The organism is Halorubrum sp. FL23 (assembly GCF_052439115.2).
GTDB classification, from domain to species: domain Archaea; phylum Halobacteriota; class Halobacteria; order Halobacteriales; family Haloferacaceae; genus Halorubrum; species Halorubrum persicum.
The window spans coordinates 217,887-242,952 of sequence record NZ_JBQVRO020000003.1 but is presented as its reverse complement, the minus strand read 5'-3'; the positions used below and the strand labels follow the sequence as shown (position 1 = coordinate 242,952).

Below are 25,066 nucleotides of genomic sequence, written 5' to 3'. Positions count from 1 at the left end.
AGGTCCGTTGGCGATACGGGGGACTCGGTCCGCAGGTGGCGGAACCGGCGTGGGGCACTCCTCACCGGGTGCCGTCGTCGCTGTCTCCTCACTGGGCGCCACAGTCGCTGCTCGCGACACCCCCGTCGGCCTCCATCTCGTCGCCTGTGGACGTTTCGCGTGGTACGGTTCCACTTGAAACGGCGCCCGCGTCTGGCTGACGCGCGTCAGACGCCGACGGGAGCGGCCGAGCCGACGCCACCTTTCCCGAAACGACGGAACCCCGGGAAGCGGCGTTGGAGGCGTCGATCCGTCCACTTTCACTCCGGTCACGCACGTTTTAATACCGTGAGGAACCAACCGCCGTACGCCTCCCATTGAAACACGACCGGAGGCGGAGACACCCCATGAGCGAACTGCGACAGGAAGCGGAAGCGATAGCGGAACAGTTCTCGGACCACCTCGACGTGGACGCCGGCGAGATCGAGGAGCGACTGGAGAACCTCGTCAACGAGTACCGCGTCCCCCTCGACGAGGCGCGCCGGAGCGTCACCAACAGCTACCTCGAAGACGCCGGGATGGAGCGCGACGAGCTCGGCCGCGGCGGCAGCGAGTCCGTGCTCGTCAACGAGATCGACGAGGACGAGCAGTGGGTCGACCTGCGCGTGGAGCTCGTCGACCTGTGGGAGCCCCGCAGCGACTCGATCTCGCAGGTCGGGCTCTTAGGCGACGAGTCGGGCACGATCAAGTTCGTCGCCTTCGAGACCTCCGACCTCCCCGAGCTGACGGAGGGGCAGGCGTACGAGCTCTCCAACGTCGTCACCGACGAGTACGAGGGGAGCTACTCGGTGAAGCTCAACCGGACCACCCAGATCACCGAGATCGACGACGAGATCGAGGTCGGCGACAACGCCGACACCGTCGAGGGCGCGCTCGTCGACATCCAGTCCGGCTCCGGACTGATCAAGCGTTGCCCCGAGGACGACTGCACGCGCGTCCTCCAGAACGGCCGGTGCTCCGAGCACGGACAGGTCGAGGGCGAGTTCGACCTCCGGATCAAGGGCGTCCTCGACGACGGCGAGACCGTCACCGAGGTCATCTTCGACCGCGAGGCCACCGAGGAGCTCACCGGGATGGGCTTAGCGGAGGCCAAGGACATGGCGATGGACGCGCTCGACACCACCGTCGTCGCCGAGGAGATGGGCGACGACGTGCTCGGGCGGTACTACCGCGTCACCGGTCCCACTTTCGGCCGGTACGTCCTGGTCGACGAGATGGAAGACCCCGGTGCCGTCGACGTTGAAACTGCGCTGATCGAAGCGAGGTCGATCTGAATGAGCCAATCCGCACCCACCAGAGAAGTCGCCCGGCGCGTGTTCGCGAGCGAGTTCAACGACGCCGGCTTCACGTTCACCGAGTCCGACGACGAGCGCGCCCCCGTCTACGCGCTGCTGCCGACGGGCGAGTCTTCGAACCGCGTGTTCTTCGTCGGGACCCTCACCGAGAAGGAGGACGTCGGCGAGGACGCCGAGTACTGGCGCGGTCGCATCGTCGACCCGACGGGCACATTCTTCGTGTACGCCGGCCAGTACCAGCCCGAGGCCGCCTCCAAGCTCCGCGATCTGGAACCCCCCGCCTACGTCGCAGTCGTGGGGAAGCCCCGGACGTACGAGACCGACGACGGCACCGTCCGGGTGTCGGTCCGCCCCGAGTCGATCACCGAGGTCGACGCCGACACCCGCGACCGCTGGGTCGCCGAGACGGCCAAGCGAACGATCGAGCGCGTCGCCGCGTTCGACGACGAGGGGAACGAGTACGCGCGGATGGCCCGCGAAGAGTACGACCTCGACCCCGAGACGTACAAGGCCGCCGCGCTGTCGGCGCTCGAGGACCTCGACGAGGGCGACGGCGACGAGCTTGCGGGCGATGCGCCCGCGGGCGACGATGCCGCCCCCGGCGGGTCGGATCCGGCCGGCAGGCCGGAGCCCTGACGCGGTCGGCGCGGTCCGACCCCGGCCCGTCCGCCGGACCGAATTTTCATTCTTGCGACCGTCTGACAAACGCTTAAGTACATTGCGCGACGATCGGTCCGATAATGGGCAACAAGAACAAGACGATCTCGTTCCGCGTCAACGAGGACGCGTTCGAGACGCTCCGTGACATCGCCGAGGAGCGGGACATCTCGCTGTCGGCGGTCTTCCGGGACTACGTGGATACGCTCGTTGCCCACGACGGACAGGTCCGGGTCGTCCCGGAGGCGGAGCTCGACAGCATGGGCGAGAGCGGGGAGTCGTTCCCCCCGAAGATCGAGGTCCCGAAGAGCTTCGTGCGCGAGCACGAGCGGCTGGAGCTCGAGGCCGACCACCTCCGCGAGCAGCTGGAGGAGCACAAACGCTACGTCAACTACCTCCGCGAGCAGCTGGAGGACGGCGACGAGGAAGTGATCCAGCTCGAAGACCTCGACGGCGAGCCCGACGAGCCCTCCTTCCGGCTCGGATAAGCGACGGCTGACCGATTCTCCCCCGACAGCGTTCCGTCTGCCCAGCGGCGGCGCCGCTCGAGGAGAAGTTCCGTTCGGTCGGTACTGTTCGAGGAACCGCCGATCTGGGAGAAAATATTGCCGAAGGCACCTTCGTTTGTTCAAAAACGTCAGATTCTCTCCGAATCTGATGGACAGTTCCGCGTCCCTTCTACCGATTTCTGACTATAATAAACTATCTACGAAAACCATAATACCCGGGCGGAGAACCCTTCGTGTATGAAGAGGTTGGTCCGACCGTGAGCGTGTTCGACAGGGCGTACGACGATCCGGTCCGCGTGCTCGACGAGGACGGCGAGGTCGTCGGCGACGTGCCGGACCTCGACGACGAGGAGCTCGTCGGTATGTACCGGCACATGCGGCTGGCGCGGCACTTCGACGAGCGTGCCGTGAGCCTCCAGCGGCAGGGGCGGATGGGGACGTATCCGCCCCTCTCGGGGCAGGAGGGCGCACAGATCGGCTCCGCGACGGCGCTCGACGAGGACGACTGGATGGTTCCGTCGTACCGCGAGCACGGAGCCGCCTTGGTCCGCGGACTCCCGTTGAAACAGACCCTGCTCTACTGGATGGGCCACGAGGCGGGCAACGCGACGCCGGAGGGCGTGAACGTGTTCCCGGTCGCGGTCCCCATCGCCTCGCAGGTGCCGCACGCCACCGGCGCGGCGTGGGCCTCGAAGCTCCGCGGCGAGAACGACGCGTTCCTCTGTTACTTCGGCGACGGCGCGACGAGCGAGGGCGACTTCCACGAGGGGGTCAACTTCGCGGGCGTGTTCGACACGCCGACCGTCTTCTTCTGTAACAACAACCAGTGGGCCATCTCCGTGCCCCGCGAGCGACAGACGCGGAGCGCGACGCTGGCCCAGAAGGCGGAGGCGTACGGGATCGACGGGGTCCAGGTGGACGGGATGGACCCGCTGGCGGTGTACAGCGTCACGCGGGCGGCCGTCGAGAAGGCGCGCGACCCCGAGACGGACCGGCCGCGCCCGACGCTGATCGAGGCGATCCAGTACCGGTTCGGCGCGCACACCACCGCCGACGATCCCACGGTCTACCGCGACGAAGACGAGGTCGACAGCTGGAAGCGCAAGGACCCGATCCCGCGGCTAGAGCGGTACCTCCGGTCCGAGGGCGTGATCGACGACGAGCGGGTCGCGGAGATCGAGACGGTCGTCGAGGCGCGGGTGGCCGAGGCGATCGAGGCGGCCGAGTCCGAGGCGCGCCCGATGCCGAAAGAGATGTTCGAGCACGCGTACGCGGAGCTCCCGCCGGAGCTGGAGCGGCAGTACGAGGCGTTCGCGGCGTTCCGCGACGCGCACGGCGACGAGGCGTTCCTGGAGGAGTAAATGAGCGAGACACAGAACCTCACCCTGGTACAGGCGGTCCGAGACGGATTGTACACCGAGATGCGCGAGGACGACGAGGTCCTCGTGTTGGGCCAAGACGTCGGGAAGAACGGCGGCGTCTTCCGCGCGACCGAAGGGCTGTTCGACGAGTTCGGCGGCGACCGCGTCGTCGACACCCCGCTCGCGGAGTCGGGGATCGTCGGGGCCGCGGTCGGCATGGCCGCCATGGGGCTCAAACCGGTCCCCGAGATCCAGTTCTCCGGGTTCATGTACCCCGGCTTCGACCAGATCGTCTCCCACATGGCCCGGTTCCGCACCCGAAGCAGGGGGCGGTTCAACCTGCCGATGACCCTCCGCGCCCCGTACGGCGGCGGGATCCGAGCGCCGGAGCACCACTCCGAGTCGAAGGAGGCGTTCTACGCCCACGAGGCCGGACTGAAGGTCGTCATTCCGTCGACCCCGTACGACGCGAAGGGGTTGTTGGCGGCGTCGATCCGCGACCCGGACCCGGTGATCTTCCTCGAACCGAAGCTCATCTACCGGGCGTTCCGCGACGAGGTGCCCGAGGAGCCGTACACCCTCCCAATCGGCGAGGCGTCGACCCGCCGCGAGGGGGACGACGTGGCGGTGTTCACCTACGGCGCCATGACGCGCCCGACGCTCGAGGCCGCCGAGGCGCTCGCCGAGGAGGGGATCGACTGCGAGGTCGTCGACCTCCGCACCGTCTCCCCGCTCGACCGCGAGGCGATCGTCGAGGCGTTCGAGGCCACCGGGCGCGCCGTCGTCGTCCACGAGGCCCCCAAGACGGGCGGGCTCGCGGCCGAGATCACGGCCATCATCCAGGAGGAGTCGCTGCTGTACCAGGAAGCGCCCGTCAAGCGCGTCACCGGGTTCGACGTGCCGTACCCGCTGTACGCGCTGGAGGACTACTACCTCCCGACCGCGGCCCGCATCGAGGAGGGTATCAAGGAGGCGGTGGAGTTCTGAGTATGCCGGTCAAAGAGTTCAAACTGCCCGACGTGGGCGAGGGAGTCGCCGAGGGCGAACTGGTCACGTGGCTGGTCGCGCCCGGCGACCGCGTGGAGGAGGACCAGGCGGTCGCGGAGGTCGAGACCGACAAGGCGCTCGTCGAGGTCCCCTCGCGGTACGACGGGACCGTCGAGGAGCTGTTCGTCGAGGAGGGGGAGATCGTCCCCGTCGGCGACGTGATCATCTCGTTCCGCGTCGGCGAGGACGGCGACGGCGGCGGGACTGAAGGCGAGGCGACCGGCGAGCCGACCGGCGAGCCGACCGGGGACAGCGACGCGGGCGCGACGGAGTCGGCGACTGGCGCCAGCGCCGAGGCCGAGGCCGACGCGGAGGAACCCGCGACCCCGTCCGGCCGGACCTTCGCGCCCCCGTCGGCCCGCCGGCTCGCGCGCGAACTCGGCGTCGACATCGCGGCCGTCGACGGGAGCGGTCCCGGCGGCCGGATCAGCGAGGCAGACGTGCGTGCGCACACGGGAGACGACGGCGACAGCGACGACGGCCCGTCCGTGAAGTCCGCGTCCGACGCGCCCGACCCGAAGCCGGCGCCGACGCCGACCGACACCGGATCCGGCGGTCGCAAATCGGCGGTCAAAAAGCGCGGCGCGAGCGGGGCGGGTTCGGGATCGGAAGCCGCGGCCACCGCGTCGACGGGGGCGGCCGCCCCCGACCCCGCCGGTCGCGAGACGACGCTCGCGACGCCCGCGACCCGGAAGGTCGCCCGCGAGCTCGGCGTCGACATCGACGACGTGCCGACCGACGAGACGCGGGACGGCGAGGCGTTCGTCACCGGCGAGGACGTTCGGGCGTACGCGGAGGCGCCGGAGTCGGCGGGAGAAGCGGCCGAGGCATCTGCCGACGCGTCGGCGCCCGAACCGAAGTCCGTCGACGTCTCGACGAGCGCGGACGCCGCCGGCGCCACCGGAGCGTCCCCCGCAAGCGAGTCGGTGTCGACCGACGAGACCGTCCCCTACCGCGGGGTGCGACGCACCATCGGGAAGCAGATGGAGCGGTCGAAGTACACCGCTCCGCACGTCACCCACCACGACACCGTCGCGGTCGACGCCCTCGTGGAGGCCCGCGAGGAGCTGAAACCGCGGGCGGAGGAGCAGGGGGTGAATCTCACCTACATGCCGTTCGTGATGAAGGCGATCGTCGCGGGGCTGAAGGAGTACCCGTCCCTCAACAGCGAGCTCCGTGAGGACGAGGAGGAGATCGTGTTGAAGGGCGACTACAACCTCGGGATCGCGGTCGCCACCGACGCCGGGCTGATGGTGCCCGTCGTCGAGAACGTCGACGAGAAGGGGCTCTTCGAGCTGGCCGAGGAGGTCAGGGACCTCGCCTCCCGCGCCCGCGAGCGCGAGCTCAAGCCGGCGGAGATGAAGGGCGGTACGTTCTCGATCACGAACTTCGGCGCCATCGGCGGGGAGTACGCCACGCCGATCATCAACTACCCCGAGACGGCGATCCTCGGGTTGGGCGCCATCGAGGAGCGTCCGGTCGCCCGCGACGGCGAGGTGGTCGCGGCGCCCACCCTCCCCCTGTCGCTGTCGATCGACCACCGCGTGATCGACGGCGCGGTCGCGGCCGAGTTCGCGAACACCGTGATGGAACACCTTGAACACCCGCTGCTACTGTTGACACACTAATGGTCGTTGGAGACATCGCAACCGGAACGGAGGTACTGGTGATCGGCGCGGGACCGGGCGGCTACGTCGCCGCCATCCGCGCCGCACAGGAAGGGCTCGACACGACGCTCGTCGAGAAGGACGCCTACGGCGGCGCCTGCCTCAACCGCGGCTGTATCCCCTCGAAGGCGCTGATCACGGGGAGCGGTCTCGCCCACGAGGCCGGCAACGCCGAGTCGATGGGCATCCACGCGGACCCCGCCGTCGACATGGGGAAGATGGTCGAGTGGAAGGACGGGGTCGTCGACCGACTCACCGGCGGCGTCGAGAAGCTCTGTAAGGCCAACGGCGTCAACCTGATCGAGGGGACCGCCTCGTTCGCCGACGCGCACACGGCCCGCGTCGCCCACGGCGGGGAGGGGCAGGGCTCGGAGTCGATCGAGTTCGAGCACGCGATCGTCGCGACCGGCTCGCGCCCGATCCAGATCCCCGGCTTCGACTTCGCCGAGGACCACGTCTGGAGCTCCGCGGAGGCGCTCGACGCGAAGACGGTGCCGGACCGGCTCGGGATCGTCGGCGGCGGCTACATCGGGATGGAGCTGGCGACGACGTACGCCAAGCTCGGCTCCGACGTGACGGTCGTCGAGATGCTCGACGACATCCTCGACCCCTACGAGGACGACGTGAAGCGGATCGTCCGCAAGCGGGCCGAGGAGCTGGGCGTCGAGTTCCACTTCGGCGAGGGCGCGAGCGAGTGGTCGGAGGGCGCGGACGGCGGCTACCTCCTCCACACGGAGACCGAGGACGGAGACGAATCGACGTACGGCGTCGATAAGGTCCTCGTCGCGGTCGGCCGCCGCCCGGTCACGGACGGGCTCGACCTCGAACAGGCCGGGGTCGAGACCGACGACCGCGGGTTCATCGAAACCGACGACCGCACCCGCACCGCGGTCGACCACGTCCACGCCGTCGGCGACGTGGCGGGCGATCCGATGCTCGCGCACGCGGCCTCGAAGGAGGGGATCGTCGCCGCCGAGGTCATCGCGGGCGAGCCGGCCGCGCTCGACCAGCAGGCGATCCCGGCGGCCGTCTTCACCGACCCCGAGATCGGGACCGTCGGGCTGACCGAGGACGAGGCCGAGGCGGAGGGGTTCGACCCCGTCGTCGGCGAGATGCCGTTCAACGCCTCCGGCCGCGCGATGACGACCGGCCACACCGAGGGGTTCGTCCGGCTCGTCGCCGACGACGAGACCGGCTTCGTGCTCGGCGCGCAGATCGTCGGCCCGGAGGCCTCGGAGCTGATCGCCGAGGCCGCGCTCGCCATCGAGATGGGCGCGACTCTGGAGGACGTGGCGGCGACGGTCCACACCCACCCGACGCTCGCGGAGGCGGTGATGGAGGCCGCGGAGAACGCCCGCGGACAGGCGATTCACACGCTGAACCGGTAGGTCTCGACGAACCGCTACGTCGGCGGTCGTCGGCGGACTCGGCCGCCGCCCTTTCGTTTACGCGGAGGCGTCGTAGCCCGCCTCGCTCACCGCGCTCGCGAGCGCGTCCGCCTCGGCGTCGCCCTCGACGGTCGCGGACTCGCTCTCGCGGTCCGCAGTCGCGCTCTCGACGCCCTCGACGCCCTCGAGGGCCTCCGTGACGCTCTGTTCGCAGTGTTCACACGACATTCCCTCGACGGTGATCGTCTGACTCATGGCGGGTGGAGGTAGGGGAGGCGGGAGTTTGTCGCTTTCTGCTTCACGATCGGGGGTCAAACGCACGTCTCACTTTGGAATTCGAAGCGCACCGCCCAACCGTCTTATACATCGGTGCCGTACCGGGAGGTATGCGCGAGCTCGACGAAACGGACGTGCAGATTCTGTCGCTTTTGGCCGCGGACGCCCGCCGCCCGTTCAGCGAGATCGGCGACCGGGTGGGGCTGTCGGGGCCGGCGGTCTCCGACCGCGTCACGCGGCTGGAGGAGGCCGGTATCATCGAGGGGTTCACGATCGACGTCGACCGGACGAAGCTGCGAGCGGGGGTTCCGGTGTTGATCGACGTGGAACTGCCGCCGAACCGGCCCGAGGCGCTCGACGCGGCGCGAGATCGGGTGCGGGACGCCGACGCCGTCGAGCACGTCTTCGTCACCGCCGAGGGCGACCTCCGCGTGTACGCCCGGGTCGAAGGACGAACCGCGCGAGAGTGGGTGTCCGGGCTGTTCGAGGGGGTCGCCGTCGACGACTACGCCGTCACGCTGGTCGACGAGTTCGAGTGGACGCCCTCGATCGAGGGCGTGGAGTTCGCGTTGACGTGCGCGGAGTGTTCGAACACCGTTGATAGCGAAGGTGAAACGGCGCGGATCGACGGCGAGGTGTATCACTTCTGCTGTTCGTCCTGTCTGTCGCGATTCCGAGAGCGGTACCAGCGACTGGAGGAGGGGGTATAATCCGACGAAGTAGTTGTTTATAAGTCGTTTTTGGGGTGATAATCTCTAAAGCCCCAATCGCGAGCGGTGCGCACGCTCGCCGCGGTCCTCGGTCACTCGCTGCGCTCGTTCCCTGCGGTGTCGCCGGCGGCAAAGCCGCCGGCTGCCCGTGGCGCGTAGCGCCACGCTGCTTACATCGCCTCTGTGCCACTCTCGACTGGGGCTTTGAGTCCCTCTCCGCCCCATACAGCACCGCATCCTCACGCCTCCCCAGCCTCGTCGCTCGCGCTTAAAAGCGCTCGCGACTCCCTCGCGCGTGCACCTCGCGCCCTGCGGGCGCTCGGCGGCGGCGCGCCACCGCTTTTTAAATCGCTGCTGTCTGTCGATCGGGCTCGTCACCCTCCCATCTCTCTCCCGAGCTGGCCGCTTTGGAATCGAAGATATCGACCCACCCGAACCCCCGAAATCGAAGCAGAAAACCGCCTAAGGGTGGGACACGTAGTAGTAGACATGCCAACGAGAACAGCCCACCTGAACGTCACGGGGATGTCCTGTGCCAACTGCTCGGCGACGATCGAGGACGCCCTCGACGACCTCGGCGGGGTGGCGTCGGCGAACGCCAACTACGCCACCGACGAGGGGTCGGTCGAGTACGATCCCGAGGAGGTATCGCTCGCCGAGATCTACTCCGCGATCGAGTCCGCCGGCTACGGCGCGGTCAGCGAGACGGTTTCGGTCGCGATCACGGACATGTCCTGCGCGAACTGCGCGGAGGCCAACGCGGACGCCCTCGAATCGACGCCGGGCGTGATCGCCGCCGACGTGAACTACGCGACCGACGAGGCGCAGGTCCGGTACAATCCGGCCGACGCCTCCCTCGGCGACCTCTACGATGCGGTCGAGTCGGCGGGCTACTCGCCGGTCCGCGAGGGAAGCGGGAGCGACGGTGACGGGGAGGGCTCCGGAGCGTCCAGCGACGGCGAGAGCCGACAGGACGCCCGCGACGCCGCCCGTGAGGGGGAGATCCGCAGACAGCTCCGGCTGACCCTCTTCGGGGCGGTCCTCGCGGCCCCGCTCCTTGCGTTCATGACCGACCACCTCCTCTTCGCCGGCGAGCTCTTCCCGGACCGCGTCTTCGGCGTGCGTCTCGGCTGGATCCAGTTCCTGCTCGCGACGCCGGTCCAGCTCGTGCTCGGTCGCCCGTTCTACGAGAACTCCTACAAGGCGCTCGTGACGAACGGGCGCGCCAACATGGACGTGCTGATCGCGCTCGGCTCCACGACCGCGTACGTCTACTCCGTCGCGGCGCTCTCGGGCGTGATCGCCGGGAGCCTCTACTTCGACACGGCCGCGTTCATCCTCGTGTTCATCACGCTGGGAAACTACCTGGAGGCCCGCTCGAAGGGGCGCGCCGGCGAGGCGCTCCGGAAGCTGTTGGAGATGGAGGCCGACACGGCCACGCTCGTCGACAGAGCGGCGTCGGAGACGCCGCATGCAGACGGCGAAGCCGTCGACGAGGACGGGTCCGAGCGCGAGGTCCCGATCGACGAGGTCGCGGTCGGCGACCGGATGAAGGTCCGCCCGGGCGAGAAGATCCCGACGGACGGGGTCGTCGTCGACGGCCAGAGCGCGGTCGACGAGTCGATGGTGACGGGGGAGTCCGTCCCCGTCGAGAAGGGAACGGGCGACGAGGTCGTCGGGTCCACGGTGAACGAGAACGGCGTGCTCGTCGTCGAGGCGACGAAGGTCGGCGCCGACACCGCGCTCAAGCAGATCGTCCGCACGGTGAAGGAGGCGCAGTCGCGCCAGCCGGACATCCAGAACCTCGCCGACCGCATTTCCGCGTACTTCGTCCCGGCGGTCATCGTCAACGCCCTGCTGTGGGGGACCGTCTGGTTCCTCTTCCCGGAGGCGCTCGCCGGGTTCGTCGACGCCCTCCCGCTGTGGGACCTCGTCGCGGGCGGTCCCGCGGTCGCGGGCGGGACGATCACGGTCTCGGAGTTCGCGGTCGTCGTGTTCGCCTCGGCGGTGCTCATCGCCTGCCCCTGTGCGCTCGGGCTGGCGACGCCCGCCGCGACGATGGTCGGAACGACGATCGGCGCCAAGTACGGCGTCCTGTTCAAGGGCGGCGACGTGCTCGAGCGCGCCAAGGACGTCGACACCGTGGTCTTCGACAAGACCGGGACCCTCACCGAAGGGGAGATGGAGCTCACCGACGTGGTCGCCTTCGACAGCGACGGCGACCCGATCTCGGACGGCGGGTCCGTGCCGGACAGCGATCCCGCCCCGGACGGCGGCACGGCGTCGCAATCGCCCACCGACGACGATCGCGCCGCGCTCGACGCCGACGGCGACGCCGAAACCGAGGTGCTTCGGATCGCCGCGACCGCCGAGAGGGGGAGCGAACACCCGCTCGCTCGCGCCATCGTCGACGGTGCCGAATCTCGCGGCATCGACGTGCGATCGCCCGACGCGTTCGAGAACGTCCCCGGGCACGGGGTCCGTGCCACGGTCGAGGGCGACGAGGTGCTGGTCGGCAACCGAAAGCTGCTGCGCGACAACGGGATCGACCCGTCGCCCGCCGCGGAGACGATGGAGCGCCTCGAACGCGAGGGGAAGACGGCGATGCTCGTCGCCCGCGTGGCCGCTGGCACGAACGAGGGCCGCCTCGTCGGGGCCGTCGCCGACGCGGACACCGTGAAGCCGAGCGCGGGCGACGCCGTGGCGGCCCTCCGCGACCGCGGTATCGACGTGATGATGATCACGGGAGACAACGAGCGCACGGCCCGCGCGGTCGCCGAGCAGGTCGGGATCGCCCCCGAGAACGTCCGGGCCGAGGTCCTCCCCGAGGACAAGTCCGACGCGGTCGAGGAGATTCAGGCCGACGGCAGTCACGCGATGATGGTCGGTGACGGCGTCAACGACGCGCCCGCGCTCGCGGTCGCGTACGTCGGCACCGCCATCGGGAGCGGCACGGACGTGGCCATCGAGGCCGCGGACGTGACGCTGATGCGAGACGACCCCGTCGACGTGGCGAAGGCGATCCGGATCTCGGACGCGACGCTCCAGAAGATCAAACAGAACCTCGTGTGGGCGCTCGGCTACAACACGCTGATGATCCCGCTCGCCTCGCTCGGGTTGCTCCAGCCCGCGCTGGCCGCCGGGGCGATGGCGCTGTCCAGCGTGAGCGTGCTCACCAACAGCCTGCTGTTCCGCCGGTACAAGCCGGACCGCGACTACCGGATCCTCGGCCGGCTACGGTGAGCGAGGCCGCTAGCCCCGGTCACGGCTCGCTCTTCGTGACACTGTACGCCTGATCGTCGTACCGAACCCGGGCCGTCTCGCCGTCGTCGACGATCCAGTCTGCCGTTTGCCTGTCCGTCCGGAGGACCACCCGCTCGACGTCTTCGTCCACGAACGCGAGCAGATTTCGGTAGCCGCGGTTCGGATGTCGCATCACCTGCTCGACGATGAGCGTGCGGCCGGCCGTCTGCGCTCGCTCCAGCGTGAGGGTGGCCCGCTCTCCGCCGTCGGCGGTACGCCACCTGTCCGCGGTGACGGTCACCGCGCTCCCGTTCGAGTCGCTCGTCGCGTCGTCCGTCGACACGACGGAGACCGGCGGTGCGTCGAACTCGACGAGGGCGGCGCTCTTCGCCGTCGCGTGCCCGTATCCCGCGACGGCCGCGTAGCGGCCGCCACCGAGGTACGGATAGCGATCCGCGTCTCCGTCGTCCACCTCGCCGGTCGCCGCCGCTATTGTCCACGTCTCGCTCTCGCCCGCGGGGAGATTGTGACAGATGCCATCGTGGCCGTACGGGCCGACGAGAAACCACCGGTCGTCTCTCAGCTTGTAGAGGCTCCAGTGGCCGCAACTGGTCGATTCCTGTGATCGATTGTGATACGTGAAGTCGATCTGAGCAGGCAGTTCCGTCCTTTCGGTGCTCGGACGGACGAACCCCTGAGTCGTTTCGTCGGACTCGTGGTACCAAGTGACTTCGTTCTCGCCTGGAAGATCCGGCACCGACATCCCGGCGAACCCCGAGTCGGTTGTCGGCCCGGATGTGCCTGCCGGATCGGTCGACTCGTTCCCTGTCGTGTTGCAGCCGGCGAGCGTTCCGAGTGTGGCCGACAGGCCAACGAGGAGGGAGCGTCGGCGCATACTCGTTCTGCCCGCCAGCGTGTGAAGGGTCTTGTGGGGGGCTCTCTCGGTGGGGTACGGATGGCCCGCGAATACATATTTAGTATAGCGACATACCATTTAAAACTCGATCGGGCCCTCAATTCCCGATCGACGGCGACGACCGCCTCGCCGGTCGATTCCGCCCCCTGAGCGACGATCGACCGGCTTTTTCCCCGTCGTGCCGTCAGCCCGCGTATGGCCGACGAGTTCGACCCCGAGAAGTTCGAGGACAAGTACGCGAACTACTTCAACGAGCTCCAGCGGGCGTACAAGAACGCGTTCAACCAGATGAACGACCGGTACGACTCGGAGCTGATCCACGGGATCGACCAGACGGTGCTCAACGAGTCCGAACCGTTCTACGAGGACGGCGAGTTCCGCGTCGAACTTCCCGAAAACCCCCGCGAGCGCATCCGCGGAGCGGTCCCCGTCGACGACGAGACGTTCGAGGAGACGCTCGACGAGTACGTCGACCGGATCGAGACGGAGCTGTACCGGACGCTGGGCGTCGAGCGTCCAGAGTGACACCGCCGCGTTCCGGCCGCTTCACCGCCCGATACGCCGATTCTCGCGGCGCGCGTTCCGTCGAACCAAAGGCATAAGCCGCCCGGACGCCAACCCGCTGGCATGAGCACGGACACGACTGACGCGGACAACGACCTCCGCGAGCGGATCACGAACTTCCTGCGGCGCAACTTTCCGCAGATCCAGATGCACGGCGGGAGCGCCGCCATCAGCCACCTCGACCGCGAGAACGGCGAGGTCACGATCCAGCTCGGCGGCGCCTGCTCCGGCTGCGGTATCTCCCCCATGACGATCCAGGCGATCAAGTCCCGGATGGTCAAGGAGATCCCCGAGATCGAGACGGTTCACGCGGACACCGGGATGGACTCGGGCGCCGACGGCGACCTCGGCGGCACCAGCAGCGGCGGCATGTCGCCCTCCTTCCCCGGCGAGACGACCGACGACGGCGGCGACGACGAAGGCCCCCAGGCCCCGTTCTGAGCGGTTCTCCCCCTCTGCGGCTCGCGTTTTTCACCCGTCGGTAGCTGTTCGTTCGGTTATCCGGTGAGTGGCGTCTCTCCGGCCGATTTCGTGTGGACGTGGCCGACGGTCGCTGACTCGCGTTAAATCACATTTCGCTATATCAATTCACGACCGCCGTCCGACTGAAGGGTTTTTGCCCCCGGCGGTCGTGGACGGTTCCTATGCACCATCGAGAAGTCGAGTCGACGGCGGAGTACGTCGCACGATTCGAAACTGGCGCCGACTGGCGCGAGGAGATCGAGGACCTCGCTCGCGCGGAGGACGTCGAGGCGGGCTGGTTCACGGCGCTCGGGGCCGTGCAGGACGCGGAGGTGTGGTTCTACGACCAGGAGGAGACCGAGTACCGCTCGGTGACGTTCGACGAGCCGCTGGAGGTCGCCGCCTGCGTCGGCAACGTCTCGCTGCTCGAGGGCGACGTGTTCGCCCACACGCACGCCGTGCTGTCGCGGCCGAGCGGGCAGGCGCTCGCGGGACACCTCAACGCCGGGACCGTCTGGGCCGGCGAGTGTCATCTCCGGGCGTTCGCGGAGCCGCTGGAGCGCTCCCACGACGAGGCCACCGACCTCGACCTATGGCTCTGAGGCGGGACACGCGGCGATGAGGCAGGACGACGAGCGCTACTTCGCCCGGATCGAAGACCGGCTCGACGAGGCGTGGGACGTGGCCGAGGCCGCCAAACGGCAGGGTCACGACCCGAAACCGGAGATCGAGATCCCGATCGCCCGCGACATGGCGGACCGCGTCGAGAACATCCTCGGGATCGACGGGGTCGCGGAGCGCGTCCGCGAGCTGGAAGGCGAGATGTCCCGCGAGGAGGCGGCGCTGGAGCTCGTCACCGACTTCGTCGAGGGCACCGTCGGCGACTACGACTCCCGGGCCGGTAAGGTCGAGGGCGCGGTCCGGACCGCGGTCGCGCTGCTCACCGAGGGGGTCGTCGCCGCGCCGATCGAGGGGATCGACCGCGTGGAGCTGCTGGAGAACGATGACGGGAGCGAGTTCGTCAACGTCTACTACGCCGGCCCGATCCGGTCGGCGGGCGGGACCGCGCAGGCGCTCTCCGTGCTCGTCGCCGACTACGCCCGGTCGCTGCTCGACATCGACGAGTACAAACCTCGCGACGTGGAGGTCGAGCGCTACGCCGAGGAGATCGCCCTCTACGACAAGGAGACCGGGCTCCAGTACACGCCGAAGGATAAGGAGTCGAAGTTCATCGCCCAGCACATGCCCGTCATGCTCGACGGGGAGGCGACGGGCGACGAGGAGGTCTCCGGGTTCCGCGATCTGGAGCGCGTCGACACCAACTCCGCGCGCGGCGGGATGTGTCTCGTCGCCGCCGAGGGGATCGCGCTGAAGGCCCCGAAGATCCAGCGGTACACCCGCGATCTGGACGAGGTCGACTGGCCGTGGCTCCAAGACCTGATCGACGGCACGATCGGGAAGGACGGGGCGGGCGCGAGCGACGAGGCCGCCGCGGACGCCGACGGAGAGGCGGACGCCGAGAGCGCCGAGAGTGACGACACCGGCGGCGACGACGCCGACGACGCGACGGACGGTGGCGCCGCGGACTCGGAAGCCGCCGAGCCCGACGGCCCTCTCCGCCCGAAGCCCTCGCAGAAGTTCCTCCGCGACCTGATCGCGGGTCGCCCCGTCTTCACCCATCCGAGCGAGGCGGGCGGGTTCCGGCTCCGGTACGGCCGCGCGCGCAATCACGGGTTCGCGACCGGCGGGGTCCACCCGGCGACGATGCACCTCGTCGACGACTTCCTCGCGGCGGGCACCCAGATCAAGACGGAGCGCCCGGGGAAGGCCCACGGCGTCGTTCCCGTCGACTCCATCGAGGGGCCGACCGTCCGGCTCGCGAACGGCGAGGTCCGGCGGATCGACGACCCCGAGGAGGCGAAGGAGATCCGGAACGGCGTCGAGAAGGTGCTCGATCTCGGCGAGTACCTCGTCAACTACGGCGAGTTCGTCGAGAACAACCACCCGCTCGCGCCCGCCTCGTACGTCTACGAGTGGTGGGTCCAGGAGTTCGAGGCGGCGGGCGCCGACGTGCAGGCCATGCGGGACGACCCGCACATCGACCTCGAACACCCAGACGTCGACGAGGCGCTCGCGTGGGCGCGCGAGTACGACTGCCCGCTCCACCCGACGTACACCTACCTCTGGCACGACGTCTCGGTCGACGCGTTCGAGGCGCTCGCGGACGCGGTCGCCGCCGGCGACGTGGTCGGGGGCGTCCTCGCGCTCGAGCGCACCGAGACGACGCAGCACGCGCTGGAGTCGCTGCTGATCGAACACGTCGCCACGCCGGACGCGCTCCGGGTCCCGGTATGGCGCCCGCTGGCGCGGTCGCTCGGTGTCGACGACGGGCTCCGAAAGACGTGGGAAGCGGGGGACATCTCGGCGGCGTCCCGCGAGTGGGACGACGGCGAGAACGCAGTGAAAGCCGTCAACGAGGTCGCTCCCTTCGAGGTCCGCGAGCGGGCGCCGACCCGGATCGGCAACCGGATGGGTCGCCCGGAGAAGTCGGAGAGCCGCGACCTCTCGCCCGCGGTCCACACGCTGTTCCCGATCAACGAGGCCGGCGGCCCCCAGCGCGACGTGGCGGAGGCGGCGAGCGTCATGGACGACACGGGCCACCGGGGACGGCTGGACCTGGAGGTCTCCGACCGCGTCTGTCCCGAGTGCGGCGAGCACACGTACCGGGCGCAGTGCCCGGACTGCGAGATCCACACCGACCTCCACTACGAGTGCAGCGACTGCGGCACCGTCTGCGAACCCGACGAGGCCGGCCGCGTCGAGTGTCCGCGCTGCGAGTGGGAGGTGACCGCGGCGACCCGCCAAGAGGTCGATCTCAACGACGCGTACCGCTCCGCGCTGGGGAACGTCGGCGAGCGGGAGTCGGCCTTCGAGATCCTGAAGGGGGTTCAGGGGCTCACCTCGCGGAACAAGACCCCCGAACCGATCGAGAAGGGAGTCCTCCGCGCGAAGAACGGCGTCACGTCGTTCAAGGACGGCACGGTCCGCTACGACATGACCGACCTCCCCGTCACGTCGGTCCGGCCCGAGGAGCTCGACGTCACCGCCGACCACCTCCGGGAGATCGGCTACGAGACGGACATCGACGGCGAACCGCTGCGCCACGACGACCAGCTCGTGGAGCTCCGCGTGCAGGACATCGTCCTCTCCGACGGCGCCGCGGAACACATGCTCAAGACCGCGGACTTCGTCGACGACTTGCTGGAGCAGTTCTACGACATCCCGCGCTTCTACGAGGTCAACGAGCGCGACGACCTCGTCGGCGAGCTCGTCTTCGGGATGGCGCCGCACACGAGCGCGGCGACTGTCGGGAGAGTGGTGGGTTTCACGTCGGCAGCGGTGGGATACGCTCATCCGTACTTTCACGCAGCCAAACGTAGAAACTGCGATGGTGACGAGGACTGCGTGATGCTCCTCATGGACGGACTGCTCAACTTCTCGAAATCGTTCTTGCCGGACCAGCGCGGCGGGCGGATGGACGCGCCCCTCGTGATGTCCTCGCGGATCGATCCGTCGGAGATCGACGACGAGGCGCACAACGTCGACATCGCGCGGGAGTACCCCCGCGAGTTCTACGACGCGACGCTGGAGATGCCCGATCCGGAGTCGGTCGAGGACCTGATTCAGATCGGCGAGGACACGCTCGGGACCGACGAGGAGTACCACGGGTTCGGTCACACCCACGACACGACGGACATCGCGATGGGGCCGGACCTGTCGGCGTACAAGACGCTCGGCGACATGATGGAGAAGATGGACGCCCAGCTGGAGCTGGCCCGGAAGCTGCGCGCGGTCGACGAGACCGACGTGGCCGAGCGCGTGATCGAGTACCACTTCCTGCCGGACATCATCGGCAACCTCAGAGCGTTCTCGCGGCAGGAGACGCGGTGTCTCGACTGCGGCGAGAAGTACCGCCGGATGCCCCTGTCCGGGGACTGCCGCGAGTGCGGCGGTCGGGTGAACCTCACCGTCCACCAGGGATCGGTGAACAAGTACGTCGACACGGCGATCGAGGTCGCCGACCGGTTCGGCTGTCGTCCCTACACGAAACAGCGGCTGAAGGTGTTAGACCAGTCGCTGGAGTCGATCTTCGAGGACGACACGAACAAGCAGTCCGGCATCGCGGACTTCATGTGACGCGGTCGGGCCGCGCGATCTCCGGCGGCTCTAGTCGTCCGCCCGCGCCTCCTCGACCACCCGCGTGAACTCGCGGGCCGTCTCGGTGATCGCCTCGTAGTCGCCGCGCTCGGCGGCGTCGTAGTCGACGAGCGCGCCGCCCGCGCCGACCGCGAACGCGCCGGCGTCGATATACTCCGCGGCGTTGTCGGGGCCGACGCCGCCGGTCGGCATCATCGGGATCTGGCCGAGCGGCCCCTTCATCGCGCCGAGGTGGGCCGGGCCGACGGTTTTCGCGGGGAACACCTTCACGAAGTCGGCGCCGGCCTCGTAGCCGCGGACCGCCTCGGTCGGGGTCATCACGCCGGGCGCGCTGACGGCGCCGTAGCGGTTGCACGTCTCGATCACGTCCTCGTGGAGGCTCGGCGAGACGACGAACTCCGCGCCGGCCATCAGGGTCGCCCTCGCGGTCTCGCTGTCGAGGACCGTCCCGGTGCCCACGACGACCTCGTCGTCGAAGGAGCCGGCGACCGCGCCGAGCTTTTCGGTCACGTCGGGCGTGTCCGCAGTGATCTCGACGGCGGTGACCCCGCCCTCGCGCAGCGCCTCGGTGATCTCGATCAGCTGGTCGGCCTCGACCCCGCGCAGCACCGCGACGACGCCGCTGTCGACGAGCCGTGAGAGCGTCTCGTTCATACGCCCTCGTTTCTGACGACTACTTAAATAGAACCGGATGCGCACGGGAGATCGCTCTCCGACTGAGCCTCCGATCGTGCGACCGATCGACACGAAAACGGCGGCGATCGCGGGTCGATCCGGTCGAAACGGCCGAGGCGAAACACTACCCTTTTGACCCTCCTATCGGTAACAAGCGGTATAATGGGCCGACGCAAGAAGATCGTTCAAGAGTGCGAGCGGCTGATGGACAACCCGGAGCACATCCGGAACATCGCCATCGCCGCCCACGTCGACCACGGGAAGACGACGCTCTCCGACAACCTGCTGGCCGGTGCCGGCATGATCTCCCAGGACACCGCGGGCGAGCAGCTCGCGATGGACACGAAGGAGGACGAGCAGGAACGGGGCATCACCATCGACGCGGCGAACGTTTCGATGACCCACGAGTACGAGGACACCAACCACCTCATCAACCTCATCGACACCCCGGGCCACGTGGACTTCGGGGGTGACGTCACCCGCGCGATGCGCGCGGTCGACGGCGCGCTGGTGGTCGTCGACGCCGTCGAGGGTGCGATGCCGCAGACCGAGACGGTGCTCCGGCAGGCGCTCCGCGAGGGCGTGAAGCCGGCGCTGTTCATCAACAAGGTCGACCGCCTCATCTCCGAGCTCCAGGAGGGGCCCCAGGAGATGCAGGAGCGGCTGATGTCGGTCATCGCCGACGTCAACGAGCTCATCCGCGGGATGGCCGAGAACATGGAAGACATCCCCGAGGACTGGACCGTCTCCGTCGAGGACGGGACGGTCGGGTTCGGCTCCGCGCTGTACAAGTGGGGCGTCTCGATGCCGTCGATGCAGCGGACCGGCATGGACTTCGGCGATATCATGGACCTCGAGCAGAACGACAAGCGCGACGAGCTCCACGACCGGACGCCGCTCTCGGACGTCGTGCTCGACATGGTCTGTGAGCACTTCCCGAACCCGGTCGACGCGCAGCCCCGTCGTGTCCCGCGCATCTGGCGCGGCGACGCCGACTCGGAGCTGGCCGAGGGGATGCAGCTCGTCGACGAGGACGGCGATGTCGTCTTCATGGTCACCGACATCTCCATGGACCCGCACGCGGGCGAGATCGCGACGGGTCGCGTCTTCTCCGGCACGCTGGAGAAGGGCCAGGAGCTGTACGTCTCCGGGACGGCCGGCAAGAACCGGATCCAGAGCGTCGGGCTCTTCATGGGGTCCGAGCGCGAGGAGGTGGACCGCGTTCCGGCCGGGAACATCGCGTCGGTCACCGGCCTGCGCGACGCCATCGCCGGCTCCACGGTGTCTTCGGTCGAGATGACGCCGTTCGAGTCCATCGAGCACATCTCGGAGCCGGTCATCACGAAGTCCGTCGAGGCGCAGAACATGGACGACCTGCCGAAGCTCATCGAGACGCTCCAGCAGGTCGCGAAGGAGGACCCGACGATCCAGATCGAGATCAACGAGGACACGGGCGAGCACCTCATCAGCGGGCAGGGCGAGCTCCACCTCGAAGTGATCACCCAGCGGATCCGCGACAACCAGGGCATCCCGGTCATCACCGGTGAGCCGATCGTCGTCTTCCGCGAGCAGCCGCAGGAGTCCTCCCGCGAGGTCGAGGGGCAGTCGCCGAACCGCCACAACAAGTTCTACATCACCGTCGAGCCGATGGACCAGGAGATCGTCGACGCCATCCAGCTCGGCGAGGTCTCGATGGACATGCCCGAACTGGAGCGCCGCGAGGCGCTGCAGGAGGCCGGCATGGACAAGGACACCTCCCAGAACGTCGAGGACATCCACCGGACGAACATCCTCATCGACGACACGAAGGGGATCCAGCACCTCAACGAGACGATGGAGCTCGTCCTCGAAGGGCTTCAGGAGGCGCTCGACGACGGGCCGCTCGCCGCCGAGCCCGTCCAGGGGTCGCTGTTCCGGCTGCACGACGCGAAGCTCCACGAGGACACCATCCACCGCGGTCCGGCACAGGTTATCCCCGCGGTCCGCGACGCGGTCCACCGCGCGCTGATCGACGGCGAGGTCCGCCTGCTGGAGCCGATTCAGGACGTCCGGATCGACGTGCCCTCGGAGCACATGGGCGCCGCGTCCGGCGAGATTCAGGGTCGCCGCGGTCGCGTCGACGACATGTACCAGGAGGGCGACCTCATGGTCGTCGAGGGCATCGCGCCCGTCGAGGAGATGATCGGCTTCTCCTCCGACATCCGCTCGGCCACCGAGGGCCGCGCCTCGTGGAACACCGAGAACGCGGGCTTCCGCGTGCTCGTCGACAACCTCCAGCGCGAGAAGATCATGGAGATCCGCGAGCGTAAGGGGATGAAGCTGGAACTGCCGCAGTCGATCGACTACTTCTGAAATCAGATTGAATAGGTTTTGAATAACCTGTTCAACTGACGGAGCGTTATTGTTTTGCGTGCGACGTTGCGCTCGGTTCCAAACTCTAAGCTGCGTTTAGGTAAACGGGTGTCATGGAAGGAGGATAGAAAGACCAGTATAGCTCTTCTAAAGCTCTCTACGGTTAGAACATTGTCGAGCAGACATCGCACATATATTAGTAACCCGGCTTACATTGCATCGTGATCTCAGTCAGATTTTCGCGGAAATCGTGGGAGAACATCACAGAGCCTGAGCCTTGTGAGATGTATGCTAACCGTTTGCCGTCCAAACCTCACGGGCCGACTTTTCCAGCGCATCGGCGACCCCGACAAGTTCCGTGTCTCCCATCTCTTGGGCTTCTCGACGTAACCGCGCCAGTTCCGCCGCCAGTTCTAATGCCGTCTTTCGGTTTGGGTTGTCGTCCCGACGTGCGTCATGGAGGTAGCGGGCGGCTTTTAGTAGTGACCACAATTCCCCGCTAACGTGGATCGGTGTCGTTGCTTGTTCCTCTGACAATCCGAGTTGTTCTTTCGTCTGAGCCACAGGCTACCTTTGTCGACCTATCACTTAGCTATAAGAACGAAAGCACGAGGCTTGAGTCTTAGCCGCGAGAGTGGCGCGGGCGAGAAACTGTATTAGAAAAGATTAGAAGGTGTAAAATAGCTTTTCTTGCCTTTATTGGCTCTTTTGATTGTTTAGAATATATTATAATATAATAATTCTGTTATACTCATGGGGTCTGTTTTTCACCGCTAGAGACTCTGTAACCGGGTTCTGACATACCTATATAAAGCGTTGACCTTTCATTATAGTGGAGGAGTAGCTACGAGCGTAGCCATTCTATCTGAACTCAATCATGCCACGAGGAACAACGATCCGCGTTAGTCAGAACGAGAAGCAACGACTCGATGAAGCCGGCTATCAAATGACGGGGACTACAGAGATTCCGTACGGTGAGATTCTGTCTCTCCTGATGGAACGCGCGCCCGATGTAGACGTTTAGCACGACTGAGTCTCCCGGCACCTTCCGGGTTTCAGTTAGAGTTTGAACAGAGCAGCAACGGTGACCGGCGGGGCTTCCGGTTGAGTAGTACATCCGATTGAGGTCAAGGGTCTTGTCCATGAGGCAGGACTCTAGCGTTTCAGCTTACGGTGGTGGACCGCCACGGAGTGACGCCGTCAGAAGGGGAACATAACCCGACTGACAGCGCCGTGCTAGGCGGCTAAGAGTCCTTAGGAAGTAGCCGGAAAGCTAGCGCAACCGATGGATGCAACCCATCTCAGGGGGGAGACTGCCGCTTGACAGCGGCTTCCGTCCCCCCTTCGATAGATGTTTCTAATTTATGGAAGAGTTCGCAGCGAGCTACTTAGCCGTAAGGACGGGAGCGTGAGCGTTGAGTCTTTGGTAGCCGTGAGATTTCTCAGATAAATTAATAATATCTTTCTGAACATACTCCATAAGAACTTTAAGTCAATTTACTTTTAGAACATACAATGATCGGACTACTGTTATCAGTTCTCATCATATCAGGTCTTTTTCATTTTGTATTAGCGTACTTTACTGCTAAAGATGCTCAGAGTCGAGGCCACGACAGATTATTTTGGTTTATTGCGGTTTTGATACTTGGTGTGATGTCAATACTAATTTATTTGCTTATTCGTAATGATAGTAGAATTCCCGAGGCAGAAAGGCCAGAAAGCCGGGATTTGAAGAGGTATATCCGTCCAGTCACCGTGTTTGGTATAACAGCTATTCTTGGGTTGATAACTTTTAGTTTGATGGGCGGTGCTTTAGCAGAGACAATCTATCCGGAACCAGACGTAGATTGTGGCGTGGAAACTATTGAAATAGATGGTCAGGAAGCAGGATCGTTCTCGTGCGAAAGCCAAGAAGACTATCAAAAACAGTTCGAAAACAACAGAAAACAAAATAACTTCCAATCTAATCTTGGACTTCTTGGATTTGTGGTTGCACCAACGGGACTGTGGCTTGTTAGGAGAAGGACATAACGAATATCTTTCTTCTCAGTAGCAACGTGTTTGTTCTGACTGATTTTCTTAATTCGTAAATCGATTGTAAATACCTACCCTCTAGGCTGGAAGGCCCTTGAGTTCTCCTTAGCCTCGTCTTTTGCTTGGTCTAGGTAGATGAGAGTAGTGTCTAACTCTTCATGACCCAAGAGAGTCTGAAGGGTTTTAATGTCGATCCCAGAGTTGATTGATTGCATGGCAAACGAGTGGCGCAACGTGTGAGCCGTGACTTTGTGCATTTCGCGACCATCTACGTACTCATCAATTACTTCTTGAAGGCCAGCACTCTTAGCGGCCTTCCTAACCATTCGGTTCATTGCAACGCCGGAGATGTGTTCACCGCTGTTTGTCGGAAAGAGATATTCTGATTCCTCAGCGTAGGTCATGCTGTCGCGGCCACCGTAATCGAGCCATTGATCAAGTTGGAAGCCAAGGTATCCCTCGTCATAAGCAACGTTGCGCGACTCAGGGGACTTTCGAGGGGGAATGAGGATAGACCTATCTTCTCTGTCTATGTGTTCGATCTTTGCTTTGGCCAATTCTCCACGCCGAAATCCGCAGTTGAATAGCAGCTTAATAATTAGCTCGTTGCGTAGCCGGGGAGATGGAACGTTGTCAACAAGTTGCGAAACCTTCTCTGGTTCCAAGTACGGATACTCATCTCCTCCGCTCTCCTTCATCGCTTCTTTCTTTTTCGTATCCCCTCTGAGTAGCTGCTTATCTTCGCTGTCAAGGCCGTCACGGGGATTTTCTGGTACCTCCGGCATATCGTACCTCTCTGCTATCTTTTCACAATCTTGATAGAATTTCGAAATGGCAGACACCTGCTTGGTGATTGTTGAGGGCGCTTTGCCAGCGTCCGACATACTCTCTATCCGAACGCGGAGATCCATAGTCTCCACCTCCCATAGACCCTTATTGCGTTTTTCCGTTAACCATTCCCTCCAATTGCAAATCTCTCGTGAGTAGATGTCAACTGTTCTCTCGCTAGAGTTTCTGCTACGCCGCTTTTCAAATTGTTCCAGAATCTCATCAAACTCCATCATTGCCCGCCCTCGCGTGCGTAGAATTGTTGACCTTCCTCACTAGCAGTTACTCTAATGGCACCTGTTTGGTCCTCTAGCCGTGCGAGAACATCTGAAACCCTCTCTCTTTCAGAGTCGATTTCCTCCGCTATTTCCGCTGCCGATTTTCCGTCCGGGCTATTTTCTGAGTCGTACTCAGGTAACGCACCGAACACCTGATTCTTTAGATCTGCGCGCGCGGTGGCTGTGACTTCTTGCTCAACGTTTGTCAGACGACTATCTAAGTCTGACAGAGTAGTTTCCATTCGACCGAGTGTCTCCGTTATCTGCTCTATTGCTTCTGTTTGGGCTTGTGTCTCTGCCGACTGCGTCGCCTTGCGGCCCTCTGCTGTGCGTGGGGCCGCGTCTGGCGGTTGGGAAAGCTCATGTGCGACACTCTTGCGAACAAGATCTGAGAGGCTACTGTACTCTGTTGAGTCCTCTACAGCGTTATCCCACTCTGTTTTCGTCTCCGGACTAACCATCAGATTGACACGCTTTTTATCTGCCATCTACCTCAAGTAGAGTAGCCCAATGAATAAAACTTGTGTAAGATTATTCCAGAACGACT

The 25,066-nt window shown here is 65.6% G+C and carries 20 protein-coding genes; 15 read left to right on the top strand and 5 right to left on the bottom strand.

The window, feature by feature from the left end; all coding sequences use genetic code 11:
• Positions 1-386 precede the first annotated feature (386 nt).
• The 7 genes from ACT4MF_RS05300 to lpdA all read left to right on the top strand — a co-directional run bounded on the left by ACT4MF_RS05300 (position 387) and on the right by lpdA (position 7,963).
• Positions 387-1,313 carry a replication factor A gene (locus ACT4MF_RS05300; protein WP_444681951.1) on the top strand — a complete coding sequence of 309 codons (927 nt, stop codon included), beginning with the start codon at positions 387-389 and terminating at the stop codon, positions 1,311-1,313.
• Complete coding sequence (locus ACT4MF_RS05295) at positions 1,314-1,970, top strand: RPA family protein (RefSeq protein WP_444681950.1); 657 nt, start codon at positions 1,314-1,316, stop codon at positions 1,968-1,970.
• Between the two features lie 104 nt (positions 1,971-2,074).
• Positions 2,075-2,479 (top strand): DUF8146 domain-containing protein, encoded by a 405-nt coding sequence (locus tag ACT4MF_RS05290; RefSeq protein WP_004048800.1) that lies wholly within the window; start codon positions 2,075-2,077, stop codon positions 2,477-2,479.
• Positions 2,480-2,757: 278 nt separating this feature from the next.
• On the top strand, positions 2,758-3,861 hold the full coding sequence (pdhA, locus tag ACT4MF_RS05285; RefSeq protein WP_444682025.1) for a pyruvate dehydrogenase (acetyl-transferring) E1 component subunit alpha: 1,104 nt from the start codon (positions 2,758-2,760) through the stop codon (positions 3,859-3,861).
• Complete coding sequence (locus ACT4MF_RS05280) at positions 3,862-4,848, top strand: alpha-ketoacid dehydrogenase subunit beta (protein ID WP_444681949.1); 987 nt, start codon at positions 3,862-3,864, stop codon at positions 4,846-4,848.
• 2 nt (positions 4,849-4,850) lie between these two features.
• Complete coding sequence (locus ACT4MF_RS05275) at positions 4,851-6,536, top strand: dihydrolipoamide acetyltransferase family protein (protein WP_444681948.1); 1,686 nt, start codon at positions 4,851-4,853, stop codon at positions 6,534-6,536.
• Positions 6,536-7,963: a dihydrolipoyl dehydrogenase gene (gene lpdA, locus ACT4MF_RS05270; RefSeq protein WP_099256079.1), complete on the top strand. Its 1,428-nt coding sequence runs from the start codon at positions 6,536-6,538 to the stop codon at positions 7,961-7,963. The genes ACT4MF_RS05275 and lpdA overlap by 1 nt, the downstream gene beginning before the upstream one ends.
• Positions 7,964-8,020: 57 nt before the next feature.
• Here the strand turns inward: lpdA and ACT4MF_RS05265 are convergent, their stop codons facing one another.
• Complete coding sequence (locus ACT4MF_RS05265; RefSeq protein ID WP_099256080.1) at positions 8,021-8,218, bottom strand: heavy-metal-associated domain-containing protein; 198 nt, start codon at positions 8,216-8,218, stop codon at positions 8,021-8,023.
• Positions 8,219-8,349: 131 nt separating this feature from the next.
• Here ACT4MF_RS05265 and ACT4MF_RS05260 point away from each other — a divergent pair, with 131 nt between their 5' ends.
• Positions 8,350-8,949 (top strand): AsnC family transcriptional regulator, encoded by a 600-nt coding sequence (locus tag ACT4MF_RS05260; RefSeq protein ID WP_444681947.1) that lies wholly within the window; start codon positions 8,350-8,352, stop codon positions 8,947-8,949.
• Between the two features lie 489 nt (positions 8,950-9,438).
• A complete protein-coding gene (locus ACT4MF_RS05255; RefSeq protein ID WP_444681946.1) occupies positions 9,439-12,192 on the top strand; it encodes a heavy metal translocating P-type ATPase in 2,754 nt (917 codons plus the stop codon).
• Between the two features lie 19 nt (positions 12,193-12,211).
• On the opposite strand, the gene ACT4MF_RS05250 is transcribed toward ACT4MF_RS05255, so the two are convergent.
• A complete protein-coding gene (locus ACT4MF_RS05250; RefSeq protein ID WP_099254319.1) occupies positions 12,212-13,087 on the bottom strand; it encodes a hypothetical protein in 876 nt (291 codons plus the stop codon).
• A 216-nt stretch (positions 13,088-13,303) separates the two neighbouring features.
• On the opposite strand from ACT4MF_RS05250, the gene ACT4MF_RS05245 reads away from it, so the two are divergent.
• From ACT4MF_RS05245 to ACT4MF_RS05230, 4 genes are all read left to right on the top strand, one after another.
• Positions 13,304-13,633 carry a DUF5783 family protein gene (locus ACT4MF_RS05245; protein ID WP_444681945.1) on the top strand — a complete coding sequence of 110 codons (330 nt, stop codon included), beginning with the start codon at positions 13,304-13,306 and terminating at the stop codon, positions 13,631-13,633.
• A 102-nt stretch (positions 13,634-13,735) separates the two neighbouring features.
• Complete coding sequence (locus ACT4MF_RS05240) at positions 13,736-14,113, top strand: NifU family protein (RefSeq protein ID WP_099254317.1); 378 nt, start codon at positions 13,736-13,738, stop codon at positions 14,111-14,113.
• Positions 14,114-14,316: 203 nt separating this feature from the next.
• Entirely contained in the window at positions 14,317-14,736 is a 420-nt protein-coding gene (locus ACT4MF_RS05235) for a PPC domain-containing DNA-binding protein (protein ID WP_099254316.1), read from the top strand.
• Between the two features lie 16 nt (positions 14,737-14,752).
• Entirely contained in the window at positions 14,753-18,331 is a 3,579-nt protein-coding gene (locus ACT4MF_RS05230; protein ID WP_444681944.1) for a DNA polymerase II large subunit, read from the top strand.
• A gap of 30 nt (positions 18,332-18,361) precedes the next feature.
• Here the strand turns inward: ACT4MF_RS05230 and ACT4MF_RS05225 are convergent, their stop codons facing one another.
• Positions 18,362-19,006, bottom strand: coding sequence for a bifunctional 4-hydroxy-2-oxoglutarate aldolase/2-dehydro-3-deoxy-phosphogluconate aldolase (locus tag ACT4MF_RS05225; protein WP_444681943.1), 645 nt, complete (start codon positions 19,004-19,006; stop codon positions 18,362-18,364).
• A gap of 183 nt (positions 19,007-19,189) precedes the next feature.
• Here ACT4MF_RS05225 and ACT4MF_RS05220 point away from each other — a divergent pair, with 183 nt between their 5' ends.
• A complete protein-coding gene (locus tag ACT4MF_RS05220) occupies positions 19,190-21,379 on the top strand; it encodes an elongation factor EF-2 (protein ID WP_099254313.1) in 2,190 nt (729 codons plus the stop codon).
• A 1,515-nt stretch (positions 21,380-22,894) separates the two neighbouring features.
• Positions 22,895-23,410, top strand: coding sequence for a hypothetical protein (locus ACT4MF_RS05215; protein WP_444681942.1), 516 nt, complete (start codon positions 22,895-22,897; stop codon positions 23,408-23,410).
• A gap of 74 nt (positions 23,411-23,484) precedes the next feature.
• Here the strand turns inward: ACT4MF_RS05215 and ACT4MF_RS05210 are convergent, their stop codons facing one another.
• Positions 23,485-24,477, bottom strand: coding sequence for a tyrosine-type recombinase/integrase (locus ACT4MF_RS05210; RefSeq protein WP_444681941.1), 993 nt, complete (start codon positions 24,475-24,477; stop codon positions 23,485-23,487).
• Positions 24,474-25,007 carry a hypothetical protein gene (locus ACT4MF_RS05205; protein ID WP_444681940.1) on the bottom strand — a complete coding sequence of 178 codons (534 nt, stop codon included), beginning with the start codon at positions 25,005-25,007 and terminating at the stop codon, positions 24,474-24,476. Before ACT4MF_RS05205 ends, ACT4MF_RS05210 begins: the two co-directional genes overlap by 4 nt.
• Between the last annotated feature and the right edge of the window lie 59 nt (positions 25,008-25,066).

Coding starts and splice junctions, on each gene's coding strand:
- ACT4MF_RS05240 (WP_099254317.1), top strand. CDS start 13,736: ATGAGCACGGACACGACTGACGCGGACAACGACCTCCGCGAGCGGATC.
- ACT4MF_RS05220 (WP_099254313.1), top strand. CDS start 19,190: ATGGGCCGACGCAAGAAGATCGTTCAAGAGTGCGAGCGGCTGATGGAC.
- ACT4MF_RS05255 (WP_444681946.1), top strand. CDS start 9,439: ATGCCAACGAGAACAGCCCACCTGAACGTCACGGGGATGTCCTGTGCC.
- ACT4MF_RS05210 (WP_444681941.1), bottom strand. CDS start 24,477: ATGATGGAGTTTGATGAGATTCTGGAACAATTTGAAAAGCGGCGTAGC.
- ACT4MF_RS05280 (WP_444681949.1), top strand. CDS start 3,862: ATGAGCGAGACACAGAACCTCACCCTGGTACAGGCGGTCCGAGACGGA.
- ACT4MF_RS05225 (WP_444681943.1), bottom strand. CDS start 19,006: ATGAACGAGACGCTCTCACGGCTCGTCGACAGCGGCGTCGTCGCGGTG.
- ACT4MF_RS05295 (WP_444681950.1), top strand. CDS start 1,314: ATGAGCCAATCCGCACCCACCAGAGAAGTCGCCCGGCGCGTGTTCGCG.
- ACT4MF_RS05235 (WP_099254316.1), top strand. CDS start 14,317: ATGCACCATCGAGAAGTCGAGTCGACGGCGGAGTACGTCGCACGATTC.
- lpdA (WP_099256079.1), top strand. CDS start 6,536: ATGGTCGTTGGAGACATCGCAACCGGAACGGAGGTACTGGTGATCGGC.
- ACT4MF_RS05245 (WP_444681945.1), top strand. CDS start 13,304: ATGGCCGACGAGTTCGACCCCGAGAAGTTCGAGGACAAGTACGCGAAC.
- ACT4MF_RS05290 (WP_004048800.1), top strand. CDS start 2,075: ATGGGCAACAAGAACAAGACGATCTCGTTCCGCGTCAACGAGGACGCG.
- ACT4MF_RS05300 (WP_444681951.1), top strand. CDS start 387: ATGAGCGAACTGCGACAGGAAGCGGAAGCGATAGCGGAACAGTTCTCG.
- ACT4MF_RS05230 (WP_444681944.1), top strand. CDS start 14,753: ATGAGGCAGGACGACGAGCGCTACTTCGCCCGGATCGAAGACCGGCTC.
- ACT4MF_RS05250 (WP_099254319.1), bottom strand. CDS start 13,087: ATGCGCCGACGCTCCCTCCTCGTTGGCCTGTCGGCCACACTCGGAACG.
- ACT4MF_RS05215 (WP_444681942.1), top strand. CDS start 22,895: ATGATCGGACTACTGTTATCAGTTCTCATCATATCAGGTCTTTTTCAT.
- ACT4MF_RS05265 (WP_099256080.1), bottom strand. CDS start 8,218: ATGAGTCAGACGATCACCGTCGAGGGAATGTCGTGTGAACACTGCGAA.
- ACT4MF_RS05275 (WP_444681948.1), top strand. CDS start 4,851: ATGCCGGTCAAAGAGTTCAAACTGCCCGACGTGGGCGAGGGAGTCGCC.
- ACT4MF_RS05260 (WP_444681947.1), top strand. CDS start 8,350: ATGCGCGAGCTCGACGAAACGGACGTGCAGATTCTGTCGCTTTTGGCC.
- ACT4MF_RS05205 (WP_444681940.1), bottom strand. CDS start 25,007: ATGGCAGATAAAAAGCGTGTCAATCTGATGGTTAGTCCGGAGACGAAA.